Consider the following 12204-nt stretch of genomic DNA (forward strand, 5'->3'; position numbering starts at 1 on the left):
TTTGACACGTATCAAGGCGTTGTCAGGTAAACTGCGCTATCCGGGGAGCGGACAGGTTCGAGGAGATGCGCGATGCAGGATGTTCCTAAGCCCGTAAGCGAAGCGCCCAAGGCCAACGGGGCGGATCCCACCGGCTTTCCTACCGTGACGCCCGATCAGGTGCGCGAGGCGTTCGAAAGCGGCCAGTATCCCTATTCCGAGAAGATGACCCGGCCCGATTACGAGCGCGAGAAGGCGCAGCTTCAGGCCGAGCTGCTGAAGGTGCAGATCTGGGCGCAGGAGACGGACCAGAAATTCGCGCTGCTCTTCGAGGGGCGGGACGCGGCCGGGAAGGGCGGCACGATCAAGCGGTTCATGGAGCATCTGAATCCGCGGCAGGCGCGGGTCGTGGCGCTGAACAAGCCGACCTGGGAGGAGCACGGGCAGTGGTTTTTCCAGCGCTACATCGCGGAGCTGCCGACCGTGGGCGAAATGGTGTTCTACGACCGGTCCTGGTACAACCGGGCCGGTGTGGAGCGGGTGATGGGGTTCTGCACGCCCAACGAATACCTCGAATTCATGCGCCAGACGCCGGAACTGGAGCGGATGCTGGTGCAGTCGGGGATCCAGCTGTACAAATACTGGTTTTCGGTCACGCAGGACGAGCAGCACAGGCGGTTCGAGCGCCGCAAGACCGATCCGCTGAAGCGGTGGAAGCTGTCGCCGGTGGACCTGGCCTCGCTGGAGCGGTGGGACGACTATACCGAGGCGAAGGAGGCGATGTTCTTTTACACCGACACCGCCGATGCGCCGTGGGTGATAGTGAAGTCGAACGACAAGAAGCGGGCGCGGATCAACGCGATGCGGCATTTCCTGTCGACGCTGGATTACCCGGAGAAGGATGACAGCATCGTCGGCACGCCGGATCCTTTGATCGTGGGGCGGGCGGAGCATGTGGTGCACAAGTCGGACCACATCCTGGCGACCTCGTTGCATCCGGCGACACGGCATACGGACGGGTAGGGGATGAGCATTGGCGGGGTGGTATTAAGCTTCCGGCTCATGTGAACACCGGCGGTTGGCCGCCGGCGGGTCAGGCCGGGCGTTCGTCGAAGGCGGGGAGGTCTTCGAGGTGGTCGTCCCAGTTGGCGCGGCTGGCGATGTAGATATGCGCCAGCGGGCGGAAATCGACGGGCGTGTCGAGGCAGCCGGCGGGCACCATCAGCAGGGCGCCGTCGTTGCGCAGGTCGGGGACCGGGGCGCCGCAATTGGTGCAGAAGGTCGTCTGGTGGCGCGCGGCGGGGATGCGGTAGGTGCGCAGGTGATCCTCTCCCGACAGCCAGGTGAGGCGGGCGGTGGAGGAGAACAGCTTGGCGCCGTGGGAGGAGCCGGAGCCCTTGCGGCAGCGGCTGCAGTGGCAGAGGAAGAAACGCTCGAACTCGCCCTCGATCTCGAAGCGGACGGCGCCGCACTGACAGGAGCCGCGATGTAGTTCCGTCATCGCAGGCTCCCGCGGATCATGGTCAGAGATTATCGGTCTGCGGCATGCCCAGCACGTGGAAGCCGCCGTCGACCTTGATGATCTCGCCCGTGGTGTCGGCGCCGTAGTCGGAGGCGAGGTAGACCGCGGTGCCGCCCACCGATTCCAGCGCGGCGTTGCGGCGCAGGGGGGCGTTGATCTCGGTATGCTTGAAGGTCTTGCGGGCGCCGCCGATCGCAGCGCCGGCCAGCGTCTTCATCGGGCCGGGGGAGATGGCGTTGACGCGGATGCCCTCGGGGCCGAGGTCGTTGGCGAGGTAGAGCACGGTGGATTCCAGCGCCGCCTTGGCCACGCCCATGACGTTGTAATAGGGCGTGACGCGGTGCGAGCCCTGGTAGGTCATCGTCAGCACAGTGCCGCCGTTCGGCATCAGCGCGCGCGAGCGGCGGGCGACGTCGATCAGCGAATAGCAGGAGATCGCCATCGAGTTGGTGAAGTTCATCAGCGAGGTGTCGATGAAGCGGCCGGTCAGTTCCGAGCGGTCGGAATAGGCGATGGCGTGGACGACGAAATCGAGGCTGCCCCACTTGTCGCCAAGCTCGGCGAAGGTGGCGTCCATCTTCGCCTCGTTCATCACGTCGCAGTCGATCAGGATGTTTTCGCCCAGTGTCTCGACCAGCGGCTTTACCCGCTTGCCGAAGGCCTCGCCCTGGTAGGTGAAGGCCAGCTCCGCACCCTCTGCGGCCATCGCTTTTGCGATGCCCCAGGCGATGGAGCGTTCGTTCGCCACGCCCATGATAAGCCCGCGCTTGCCGCGCATCAGGTCAGCCATGTCGTTTCATCCGTCGTATCTGCTGAGCAGCATCGAACCGTTCGTGCCGCCGAAGCCAAAGGAGTTGGTCATTACCGTGTCGAGACCGGCGCCGGTGACCGTTTCCGTGGCGATCTCGTCCGGGTGAAGCGCCGGATCGAGGGTCTCGATATTAATGGAGGGGGTGATGAAATCGTCCCGCAGCATCAGGAGGCAGAAGATTGCCTCGAGCGCGCCGGCCGCGCCCTGCGCATGGCCGGTCATCGACTTTGTCGAGGAGACGGGGGGCGTGCTACCCTCGCCGAAGATGCGGCGCACCGCCTCGACCTCGCCGACATCGCCGACCGGGGTCGAGGTGCCGTGGGCGTTGATGTAGCTGATCCTGCGGTCCTCCGGCAGGGTTTTCAGCGCGAGCTTCATGGCGCGTTCGCCGCCCTCGCCGGAGGGGGCGACCATGTCGTGCCCGTCGGAGGTGGCGCCGAAGCCGGTGACCTCGGCATAGATCTTCGCGCCGCGCGCCTTGGCGCGTTCGAGGTCTTCCAGCACGACTATGCCGCCGCCGCCGGAGATGACGAAGCCGTCGCGGTTGGCGTCGAAGGCGCGGGAGGCCGTCGCGGGGGTATCGTTGTATTTGCTGCTCATCGCGCCCATGGCATCGAACAAACAACTGAGCGTCCAGTCGAGTTCCTCGCCGCCGCCGGCGAACATCACATCCTGCTGGCCGAGCATGATCTGCTGCGCCGCCATGCCGATGCAATGCAGCGAGGTCGAGCAGGCCGAGGTGATCGAGAAGTTGACGCCCTTGATCTTGTAGGCCGTCGAGAGGTTGGCCGAGATCGTCGACGACATGCATTTCGGCACCGCGAAGGGACCGATGCGTTTCGGTGCGCCCTTTTCCAGCACGGTCTGGTGCGCGGCGAACATGGCCGAGGTCGAGGGGCCGCCGGAACCCGCGATAAGGCCGGTGCCGGGATTCGACACCTCCTCTTCGGACAGGCCGGCATCCGCAATGGCCTGGGACATGGCGATATAAGAATAGGCGGCACCCGGGCCCATGAAGCGCAGCAGGCGCTTGTCTATCTGCGCCTCGACGTCGATGTCGATGGCGCCCTTGACCTGGCTTCGGAAGCCGCGCTCGGTATAGTCCGGCGCGGCGACGATACCGGATTTCCCGGCCTTCAGGCTTGCTGTCACCTCCTCGGCGGAATTGCCGATGGAGGAGACGATCCCCAGTCCGGTGACTGCGACACGACGCATTTGCACTCTCCCTGCTGCCCGGTCCTCGTCAGGACTTGGCGGCGGCGAGGCCGACCTTCAAGCCGGTTGCCTCGCAGACGACCTCACCATCGGCCAGCACGCGGCCGTCTGCAACGCCCATCTTCAGCTTGCGGTCTATGACCCGCGTGAAGGTCACTTCGTAGGTGACAAGCTTGCGGTCAGGGCGGACCATTCCGGAATTCTTGACCTCGCCGACGCCGAGCGCGAAGCCCTGGCCCTGCCAGCCACGCCAGCCGAGATTGAAGCCGGTGAGCTGCCAGAGCCCGTCGAGCATCAGGCAGCCGGGCATCACCTCGTTGCCGGGGAAGTGGCAGGGGAAGAACCAGAGGTCGGGCGAGATGTCGAGTTCCGCCGTGATATGACCCTTACCGTTCTCGCCACCGTCGGCGGACACTTCGGTGATCCGGTCCATCATCAGCATGGGCGGTTCCGGCAATTGCGCGTTGCCGGGGCCGAAAAGCTCTCCGCGTGCGCATTTCAACAGCGCTTCCTTGTCGAATGACGTCGGATATTGGGACATTTCCCCCCCGTTTTTCGGCTTATGCCTCTTGAATCACGGGGTCTCTATCACCCGTATCCGCGGGCTGGCAAGCGCGTGCGTTTACCTGTCCGATACCGCGGGGGCAGGATTCCGTTTGAAACTCGGGGTCTGTGGACACTATATTAGGTTTCATGCGGGACGGGATCACGATGCAGGCGACCGAAACACGCCAGAAACGCGGGGCCGATTGGCTGGCTGGTGCCGGGCTGCGCCCGACACGGCAGCGCGTTGCCCTGGCCGCGCTGCTGATCGGTGACGGCAAGGACCGGCATGTGACGGCGGAGAGCCTCTATGCCGCAAGCTGCGACAGCGGCGAAAAGGTTTCCCTGGCCACCGTCTACAACACGCTGCGCGCCTTTTGCGAGGCGGGGCTGATGCGCGAGATCACGGTGGACGGGTCGAAGAGCTATTTCGACACCAACACCTCGAACCATCCGCATTTCTTCTGGGAAGACGATGCGCATCTGACGGATGCGCCGGCGGAGGAGCTGAAGATCGCGCAGCTGCCACAGGCACCGGAAGGGGCGGAGATCGCCAAGGTCGACGTGGTGATCCGGCTGCGTCCGGCGCGGGGCTGAGTTTCCCTTTTTCGGCTGTTGTTGCTGGAATGAGCGCATCAGCGCGCTGTTTTTTCTGAAATAGGTGAGGGGACGCGCCGCCTTTTGGGCGGTGCTGTGTGTCGCGTGGAATTCAGCTTCGGGCTTTCCGAAACAGGGCGCGGCCCGGTGGCGGATCAGGCGGCGCGGAAGCGGTCCGGGATCTGCCAGTGATCGCTGACGCGCGCGCGTTTCCAGTGGCGCGAGGACAGGCGCATGTTGGCGCTGCGGGCGAATTTGATTAGGTCCTTGACCGAGCCGCTGTCGACGTCGAATTCCATCAGCCGGTCGGGATCGGCGCGGAAATGCTCTCGCACCATGTCGTGGTGGCGGTGGAAGTCGTCGGCCCAGAGGTTCAGCACGCCCTTGAGGCTCATGCCCGTGCGATCCATCGCCCATTGCAGGTAGCGGCCGCCCTGGCGGTCGATGCGGTCCTGCAGCCAGCGGTCGGTGTCGCGGGTGTTCAGGATGAATTTCGCCGACGGATATTCCTCGGCGAGGAGCGCGAAGCGGCGGAAGTTTTCTATCTGCAGCCCGCCCTGGGAGAATTCCATGCCGAAGAAGGCGCGGAAGTCGTCGAACCCGTAGACCGCCGGGCGGCCGGCGGAGATGTTTCGGTGGATCGCGAGCTGGACGTTGCGGCCCTGGACGGCGGGATGGCCCTTTTCGCGCCAGTAGCGGCCGGTTCCGTGCAGCGACATGATTCCGCTGGCCTGGAACAGGTGGTTGAGAGCCGTCGTGCCACAGTTGTTGAAGCCGATCTGAAAGATCCGCATGGCGTGCCTGTTAGCCTCTGTGTTTTTTGTTTTGTCTGCGTCGATAGGTGTTTTTATTTATCCACAGGGCTACGGATTGAATACGGCGAAAATGCGGCGCCGGGGCCGGGCCGGCGGTTATCGGCCTAGAACCATTGGCCGGGCTCCATCAACCCAAGGTCGAGCAACTGCTTGGAATGCCACGTAAAAGATGTCGAGTTGTGCCAGTGGAAGGTGGGGATGTCGAAGGTGGAGCCGGCATTGGTCTTGAGCGCCTTTGCGGTCCGGAATGAACAGATTGCCGCCGTAATGTTGTGGTGCCAGGGGCAGGAATAGGTGTTGTATTCCTCGTCCGAGAAGGTGTGGTCGGGGCGCAGGGTCAGCCCCTTTTTCGCGCGGAACAGCGCAATGCGGTCGATCTTGCGGGAGGCGGGGGGAACGTGTTCCTCGAACCGCCAGCGCAGGCCGCCGAAGAAGTCGAGCTGCCGTTCCTTGGGTTGATTGCCGTCGGGGTCGAGGCGGGCGAGGGCGTAGTAGCCGGATTTGTCGAGATGCGCGTCCTCGAGGCTGACGGCGTCGGGATGGGTTTCGAGGTCGGCGGCGTAGAGGTCGACGACGTAGGTGAGCACGGCGTCGCGGCGTTCCTCGGTGTGGAAGGCCAGCATCTCGGCGATGGAGCGCGTCTCGCAGAACGGGAAGAACAGGTATTCGGCGTTGAAGCAGTAATAGAGCCACGTGCCGGGGGCCGCGGCTATGACGGCGTTGACCGCCTGGATATGGGCGCCGGCGCGCTGCAGCGGGTGGTCGATGCGGTGCACGTCCTCGGCGAGGTGGCGGGGAAGCGAAAGCTCCCCGGGGGCAAAGAGCAGGACGGTGGGGAAGCCGAGATTCATATGGTGGCGGATGGTGGAATCGACCTCGACGAGGTCCTCGACGAAGATCATCGCGACGGGGCCTTTCGCCAGCGCGGCTTTGCCGTCTTTCAGGAATGCGTCGAGGCTCGGGTAGCGCATGGGCGGGTCCGGTTGCGTCGGGTTTCCGGGAGCGTGCCCCGATCACGGCGCGGTTTGCAAGACGGGGCGGTTGGGTGTATGCGGCGGGCCTGATCCTAGCAGGTGAGACTGGCCGACGATGGCGGAGCCGAAGAAGCTGTTCATCAAGACATATGGCTGTCAGATGAACGTCTATGACAGCGAGCGCATGGCGGAAGCCATGGGCGGCGCGGGCTATGTGGAAACCGCGTCGGCGGACGACGCGGACATGATCCTGCTGAACACCTGCCATATCCGCGAGAAGGCGGCGGAGAAGGTCTATTCCGAGCTGGGGCGGTTCAAGGAGCTGAAGGCGGCGCGGCCGGACCTGAAGATCGGCGTGGCGGGCTGCGTGGCGCAGGCCGAAGGCGAAGAGATCATGCGGCGGCAGCCGCTGGTCGATCTGGTAGTGGGGCCGCAGAGCTATCACCGGCTGCCGGAGCTGGAGGCGCGGGCGCGCGGCGGCGAGAAGGCGCTGGATACCGAGTTTCCCGAGGAAGACAAGTTTACCCGGCTGAAGCGGCGGCCGCAGGCGAAGCGCGGGCCGACCGCCTTCCTGACGGTGCAGGAGGGCTGCGACAAGTTCTGCGCCTTCTGCGTGGTGCCCTATACGCGGGGCGCCGAGGTGTCGCGGCCGGTGGCGCAGGTGCTGGGCGAGGCGCGGGATTTGGTGGAGCGCGGGGTGCGGGAGATCACCCTGCTGGGGCAGAACGTGAATGCCTATCACGGGGCAGCGGAGGGCGGCGACTGGTCGCTGGCGCGGCTGATCCGGGAACTGGCCGGGATCGACGGGCTGGAGCGGATCCGGTTCACCACCTCGCACCCGAACGACATGGACGACGACCTGATCGCGGCGCATGGGGACTGCGCAAAGCTGATGCCGTACCTGCACCTGCCGGTGCAGTCGGGGTCGGACAGGGTGCTGAAGGCGATGAACCGCAAGCACACGGCGGAGAAATATCTGCGGCTGATCGAGCGGATCCGGGCGGCGCGGCCGGATATCCTGATGTCTGGGGATTTCATCGTCGGTTTCCCGGGAGAGACCGAGGCGGATTTCGCCGACACGATGGCGCTGGTCGAAGCTGTTCGGTACGGGCAGTGCTATTCCTTCAAGTATTCGGCGCGGCCGGGAACGCCGGCTGCGGAGCGGGCGCTGGTCGATGCCGATGTTGCGAGCGAGCGGCTGGCGCGGCTGCAGGCGCTGCTGACGCGGCAGCAGCGGGAGATCCAGGACGAGATGGTCGGCTGCGAGGTCGGCGTGCTGTTCGAGCGCAAGGGGCGGATGCCGGGGCAGATGGCGGGCAAGTCCGACCACCTGCACGCGGTGTATGTCGAGGGCGCGAACGTGGCCGTGGGCGATCTGGCCCGGGTGCGGATCACCGCGAGCGGGCCGAACTCGCTGGCCGGGGAACTGGTGTAGCGCCGCCGGGCGCCGGTTCCGGAAAGCCTTTCTTAACCAGAGCAGTCTAGCCTGCGCCTGCCAGGTATGGGGGCGATGGGCCGGTTCGGAGGAGAACCGGTCATTGCAGCATATTCGCCCTTTTTCGTGAGGCTGGAGGGTTGCGGATGCTGAGAATTGCCGGATTTGTCCTTGTTTTGGCCGGCCTCGCCGGTGTCGCGGAAGCGCAGCGGCTGAGTGCGAATGCCGGTTACGTGGCGATGCGGCCCACGATCGCGATCAGCTGCTATCGCGGGCCATGGCAGCAGGTGATCTGGGACCGGCCGCAGCCGGAATTCATCGACAGCCTTGTCGCCGCCGGCTACGACATTGCGACAGCGAGCGCGATCGCGAACCGGATCTGCCGCGATCCGGCGCTGGTCAACGACCCGGCCGGGCTGCGCAAGGCGGTGGCACGGATGCTGCGGGAAACGCCTGTGCGGAACTGATGCCTGGTGGCGGCTGCGGATATCGCGGGCGGACGGAGCGGGCGGACGGAATGGCGCGGCGGCCGCACGGTGGGTTATTCCTGATCGGCACTTTGCGGGCTGCTGCGGTGCGGCAATGGCGGGATCCGGCGAACGCGTACAATATCTGCCGCGGTTTCATGCTTTTGCCACAACCATGTGTGCAGACTGGCCCCCATATTGGCGCCTGCCGCCGATTGTGACTTGCGTCCGGCATCGGCGCTTGGCACGCTCGAAGCAAGTACCAGGGAACGGAGAGCTACTTGGCCATTGGCACCTTGACCCCGCCTGTCTCACCCGAAGAGATTCACGAAACCCTTCTGGAATTCCCGGATAACCGATTGCTGATCGACCTCTGCGGAGAGTTCGACCGCAACCTTGCGCAGGTCGAGCACGGGCTGTCGGTGCAGATCTTTCGAAAGGGCAACCACCTGGCGGTGATCGGCGACGGCGAGGCGCGCGGGCAGGCGGCGGCGGTGCTGCAGGAACTGTACGCGCGGCTGGAAGCCGGGCGTTCTGTGGATGCGGGCGATATCGACGGGCTGATCCGGCTGGGCGGCAGCGACAAGGACACGGGCGCGCGGGACGGAGACCAGATGGAACTGTTCCAGGGCGGCCGGGTGGAGATCAAGACCCGGAAGAAGACGGTGGAGCCGCGGACCGAGGCGCAGAAGGCTTATGTGAAGTCGCTGTTTTCCAACGAGCTGGCCTTCGGCATCGGCCCGGCGGGGACCGGTAAGACCTATCTGGCGGTGGCGGTGGGCGTGTCGATGTTCATCGGCGGCCATGTCGACAAGATCATCCTGTCGCGTCCGGCTGTGGAGGCGGGCGAGCGGCTTGGCTTTCTGCCCGGCGACATGAAGGAGAAGGTCGATCCCTACATGCAGCCGCTGTACGATGCGCTGAACGATTTTCTTCCCGGCAAGCAGCTGGCCAAGCTGATGGAGGAGAAGAATATCGAGATTGCGCCGCTGGCCTTCATGCGCGGGCGCACGCTGTCGAACGCTTTCGTGGTGCTGGACGAGGCGCAGAACGCCACGACCATGCAGATGAAGATGTTCCTGACGCGGCTTGGCGAGGGGTCGCGGATGGTGATTACCGGCGACCGAAGCCAGGTCGACCTGCCGCGCGGCGTGCAGTCGGGCCTGCAGGATGCGGAGCGTCTGCTGAGCACGGTGCAGGGGATTTCGTTCAACTATTTCACAGCCAAGGACGTCGTGCGTCACCCGCTGGTCGCGAGGATCATCGAGGCTTACGACGCGGACGAGGCGTCCTGAGCCGATATTCCGGCAAAATGAGGACAGACAGATGTGGCTACCGGATGATCCGCTGATCGCGGCGGAATTGACTCGTCTGCGTGCGGCTTCGGAAGAGGCGCGGGCGGCGCGTAAGGCACGGGGCGGGTTCCGTCCGCAGGACATGAGCGACAATATCGTGCGCATGGGGACGGAATTCCTGGCGCTGTCGCCGGAGGAGGGGGAGCTGGTCTACATGCTGGCCCGCTCCGCCGGGGCGCAGAACGTTGTGGAATTTGGCGCGTCCTTCGGGATTTCGGCGATGTATTTCGCGGCGGCGATGTGGAAGACGGGCGGGCATTTCACCACGACGGAGGTACATCCGGACAAATGCGCGGCGCTGCACGAAACCTTCAGGCGCGCGGGCGTGGAGGATTGCGTGACGCTGCTGGAAGGCGATGCGCGGGAGACACTGAAGGGTGTCGAGGGGCCGGTGGATTTCGTGCTGCTGGACGGCTGGAAGGGGATGTACCTGACGGTGCTGGAGATCCTGAAGCCGAAGCTGAAGCCGGGGGCGATGGTTCTGTCGGACAACCTGAGCCTTGCGTCGACGAAGGACTATTTCGATGCGGTGAGCGATCCGGCCTCGGGCTTTCTGACGCAGCGCTGCGGGGATATGGGGCTGAGCCTGTACCTGGGGTGACGACGGGTCGCGGCTCGCCCTCGGACGGAGGCGGGTTAGGTATCGGGTGACTCGGAGGGCCGGCCATGGGGCATCATCATCACCATCATCATCACCATGTCGACCCGGAGGCGGGCGACCGGCGGATGTGGCTGGCCATCGCGGTCAATTTCGGGCTGACGCTGGCGCAGATCGCCGGCGGTATCCTGGCGGGGTCGCTGGCGCTGATCGCGGATGCGCTGCACAACCTGTCCGACGCGGTGTCGCTGGTGATCGCATTCGCCGCGCGCAAGATCGCGCGTCGGCCAGCGGATGCGGAGATGACCTTCGGCTATGGCCGGGCCGAGGTGATCGCGGCGCTGATCAACTACACGACGCTGATCCTGCTGGCGCTGTATCTGGGCTACGAGGCGATTCTGCGGTTCCTCGATCCGCAGCCGGTGGAGGGCTGGGTCGTGGTGATCATCGCGGCCATCGCGCTGATCGTGGATGCGGTGACGGCGCTGCTGACCTACGCGATGTCGAAGAACAGCGTGAACATCCGGGCGGCGTTCCTGCACAATCTGGCGGATGCGCTGGGTTCGGTGGCTGTGATCGTCGCGGGGACGCTGATCCTGCTGTACGACTGGCGGCTGATCGACCCGGCGGTGACGTTGCTGATCGCGGGGTACATCCTGTGGATGGCCTTTGCCGAGATCGGCGGGGTGATCCGCATCCTGATGCAGGCGTCGCCGCCGGGGATCGATTCGCGCGAGGTGGTCGAGGCGCTGCGCGGTGTCGACGGCGTGCGGGGCGTGCATCACGCGCATCTGTGGCAGATGGAGGAGCATGCCGCGGCGCTGGAGGCGCATGTGGTGCTGGAGGAAGGTCGCTGGGGCGAGGCGGACGCGATCAAGGACCGCATCAAGGACGTGCTGAAAAGCCGGTTCGAGGTGGGGCATTCGACGCTGGAGCTGGAATGCGCGCGGCACGCCTGCGATGGCGCGCCGGTGATTGGTCACGCCTAGAGCGTTGTCGATTTATTCTGGATCACGCAACGCTGCCTGAAATCAGAGATTTCAACGCATTGCGGGATGCGGTCTGTTTCAGGTTAAGATCGAAACGCTTTAGCTGGCGACGAGGCGGAGCTGCGGGGCCGGGCGGCGGGCGCGCTGCGGGAAGTAATACATCTGCAGGCAGTTGCGGCGGAACATGACGGTGAAATGCATTGCGGGTCTCCTTGCTGGTGCCTCGATCCTGGCCCGGCGGGGAGCTGTCGTTCAAAAACAGCCGGGTGTTATCGGATAGCAATCGCCTCGGGACGGTTTCACTTCGGTCTTCTGATGATCTCCTGATTTCATGCGCGTGTGTCGATCAAAGGACCGAACGCGTTCATTTTGTTGGCGAGGACTGGACAATTGCGGCGGGATCGGATGCATGGCGCCATGACGGTCGATGTCGTGATCGAGGCCCCCGAATGGGAGGCGCTGGGGCTGGAGGCACTGGCTTCGCGGGCGGCGGCGGCGGCGCTGGCGCACCTTGGGCTGGAGCCGGAAGATTTCGAGACGGCTCTGTTGGGCTGCGACGACGACCGGATCGCGGTGCTGAACGAGGCGTTCCGGGGCAAGCCGACGCCAACGAACGTGCTGAGCTGGCCGTCCGAGGAACGGGCGGCGGAGGTGGCGGGCGAACGGCCCGAATTGCCCGCGCCGGGCGAGCTGGGAGACGTCGCGATTGCCTGGGGTGTCTGTGAGCGGGAAGCCGCCGAAGCGGGCAAGCCCGTGGCCGATCACGTCACGCATCTGATCGTTCATGGAATTTTGCATTTACTCGGTTACGATCACGAAGATGACGCCGATGCCGCACTGATGGAACGGACTGAGGCCGAGATACTTGCAACCCTGGGTCTTCCGGACCCATATTAGCGTCGCG

At 64.8% G+C, this 12204-nt stretch carries 14 protein-coding genes; 8 read left to right on the plus strand and 6 right to left on the minus strand.

The features are described 5' to 3' along the window. Positions 1-72 precede the first annotated feature (72 nt). A complete protein-coding gene (gene ppk2 / locus HCO70_RS03070; protein ID WP_172292959.1) occupies positions 73-1002 on the plus strand; it encodes a polyphosphate kinase 2 in 930 nt (309 codons plus the stop codon). Positions 1003-1072: 70 nt separating this feature from the next. Here the strand turns inward: ppk2 and HCO70_RS03075 are convergent, their stop codons facing one another. Genes HCO70_RS03075 through fabA form a run of 4 tightly spaced genes read right to left on the minus strand, consistent with a single transcriptional unit; the run spans position 1073 to position 4068 of the window. Continuing rightward, positions 1073-1480: a GFA family protein gene (locus tag HCO70_RS03075; RefSeq protein WP_172292961.1), complete on the minus strand. Its 408-nt coding sequence runs from the start codon at positions 1478-1480 to the stop codon at positions 1073-1075. A gap of 22 nt (positions 1481-1502) precedes the next feature. Continuing rightward, entirely contained in the window at positions 1503-2291 is a 789-nt protein-coding gene (locus tag HCO70_RS03080; protein ID WP_172292963.1) for an enoyl-ACP reductase, read from the minus strand. Between the two features lie 6 nt (positions 2292-2297). Continuing rightward, a complete protein-coding gene (locus HCO70_RS03085) occupies positions 2298-3527 on the minus strand; it encodes a beta-ketoacyl-ACP synthase II (protein ID WP_172292965.1) in 1230 nt (409 codons plus the stop codon). Between the two features lie 28 nt (positions 3528-3555). Then, positions 3556-4068 (minus strand): bifunctional 3-hydroxydecanoyl-ACP dehydratase/trans-2-decenoyl-ACP isomerase, encoded by a 513-nt coding sequence (fabA, locus tag HCO70_RS03090; protein WP_172292967.1) that lies wholly within the window; start codon positions 4066-4068, stop codon positions 3556-3558. Positions 4069-4220: 152 nt separating this feature from the next. On the opposite strand from fabA, the gene irrA reads away from it, so the two are divergent. Continuing rightward, positions 4221-4667 carry an iron response transcriptional regulator IrrA gene (gene irrA / locus HCO70_RS03095; RefSeq protein ID WP_305849429.1) on the plus strand — a complete coding sequence of 149 codons (447 nt, stop codon included), beginning with the start codon at positions 4221-4223 and terminating at the stop codon, positions 4665-4667. Positions 4668-4822: 155 nt separating this feature from the next. Here irrA and HCO70_RS03100 read toward each other — a convergent pair whose 3' ends face one another. Then, positions 4823-5461, minus strand: a complete 639-nt coding sequence (locus HCO70_RS03100) for a sulfotransferase (RefSeq protein ID WP_172292969.1) — start codon at positions 5459-5461, stop codon at positions 4823-4825. Between the two features lie 125 nt (positions 5462-5586). Next, positions 5587-6453, minus strand: a complete 867-nt coding sequence (locus HCO70_RS03105) for a glycosyltransferase family 2 protein (protein WP_172292971.1) — start codon at positions 6451-6453, stop codon at positions 5587-5589. A 118-nt stretch (positions 6454-6571) separates the two neighbouring features. On the opposite strand from HCO70_RS03105, the gene miaB reads away from it, so the two are divergent. The 6 genes from miaB (at position 6572) to ybeY (ending at position 12197) form a co-directional block, all read left to right on the plus strand. Next, on the plus strand, positions 6572-7891 hold the full coding sequence (miaB, locus tag HCO70_RS03110; protein WP_172292973.1) for a tRNA (N6-isopentenyl adenosine(37)-C2)-methylthiotransferase MiaB: 1320 nt from the start codon (positions 6572-6574) through the stop codon (positions 7889-7891). A gap of 146 nt (positions 7892-8037) precedes the next feature. Beyond that, positions 8038-8358, plus strand: a complete 321-nt coding sequence (locus tag HCO70_RS03115) for a hypothetical protein (protein WP_172292975.1) — start codon at positions 8038-8040, stop codon at positions 8356-8358. Positions 8359-8639: 281 nt separating this feature from the next. Continuing rightward, a complete protein-coding gene (locus HCO70_RS03120) occupies positions 8640-9653 on the plus strand; it encodes a PhoH family protein (protein WP_172292977.1) in 1014 nt (337 codons plus the stop codon). 31 nt (positions 9654-9684) lie between these two features. Further along, positions 9685-10314: an O-methyltransferase gene (locus HCO70_RS03125; protein WP_172292979.1), complete on the plus strand. Its 630-nt coding sequence runs from the start codon at positions 9685-9687 to the stop codon at positions 10312-10314. 65 nt (positions 10315-10379) lie between these two features. Then, positions 10380-11300: a cation diffusion facilitator family transporter gene (locus tag HCO70_RS03130; protein WP_172292981.1), complete on the plus strand. Its 921-nt coding sequence runs from the start codon at positions 10380-10382 to the stop codon at positions 11298-11300. A 417-nt stretch (positions 11301-11717) separates the two neighbouring features. After that, entirely contained in the window at positions 11718-12197 is a 480-nt protein-coding gene (ybeY, locus tag HCO70_RS03135) for an rRNA maturation RNase YbeY (protein ID WP_172292983.1), read from the plus strand. The last annotated feature ends 7 nt before the right edge of the window (positions 12198-12204 follow it).

This window comes from Pseudoruegeria sp. HB172150 (assembly GCF_013184805.1).
In the GTDB taxonomy this organism is placed as follows: Bacteria; Pseudomonadota; Alphaproteobacteria; order Rhodobacterales; family Rhodobacteraceae; genus Psychromarinibacter.

Excerpts from the sequence above, each read along its gene's own strand:
- ppk2 (WP_172292959.1), top strand. The coding sequence starts at position 73 with ATGCAGGATGTTCCTAAGCCCGTAAGCGAAGCGCCCAAGGCCAACGGG.
- HCO70_RS03075 (WP_172292961.1), bottom strand. The coding sequence starts at position 1,480 with ATGACGGAACTACATCGCGGCTCCTGTCAGTGCGGCGCCGTCCGCTTC.
- HCO70_RS03080 (WP_172292963.1), bottom strand. The coding sequence starts at position 2,291 with ATGGCTGACCTGATGCGCGGCAAGCGCGGGCTTATCATGGGCGTGGCG.
- HCO70_RS03085 (WP_172292965.1), bottom strand. The coding sequence starts at position 3,527 with ATGCGTCGTGTCGCAGTCACCGGACTGGGGATCGTCTCCTCCATCGGC.
- fabA (WP_172292967.1), bottom strand. The coding sequence starts at position 4,068 with ATGTCCCAATATCCGACGTCATTCGACAAGGAAGCGCTGTTGAAATGC.
- irrA (WP_305849429.1), top strand. The coding sequence starts at position 4,221 with ATGCGGGACGGGATCACGATGCAGGCGACCGAAACACGCCAGAAACGC.
- HCO70_RS03100 (WP_172292969.1), bottom strand. The coding sequence starts at position 5,461 with ATGCGGATCTTTCAGATCGGCTTCAACAACTGTGGCACGACGGCTCTC.
- HCO70_RS03105 (WP_172292971.1), bottom strand. The coding sequence starts at position 6,453 with ATGCGCTACCCGAGCCTCGACGCATTCCTGAAAGACGGCAAAGCCGCG.
- miaB (WP_172292973.1), top strand. The coding sequence starts at position 6,572 with ATGGCGGAGCCGAAGAAGCTGTTCATCAAGACATATGGCTGTCAGATG.
- HCO70_RS03115 (WP_172292975.1), top strand. The coding sequence starts at position 8,038 with ATGCTGAGAATTGCCGGATTTGTCCTTGTTTTGGCCGGCCTCGCCGGT.
- HCO70_RS03125 (WP_172292979.1), top strand. The coding sequence starts at position 9,685 with ATGTGGCTACCGGATGATCCGCTGATCGCGGCGGAATTGACTCGTCTG.
- HCO70_RS03130 (WP_172292981.1), top strand. The coding sequence starts at position 10,380 with ATGGGGCATCATCATCACCATCATCATCACCATGTCGACCCGGAGGCG.
- ybeY (WP_172292983.1), top strand. The coding sequence starts at position 11,718 with ATGACGGTCGATGTCGTGATCGAGGCCCCCGAATGGGAGGCGCTGGGG.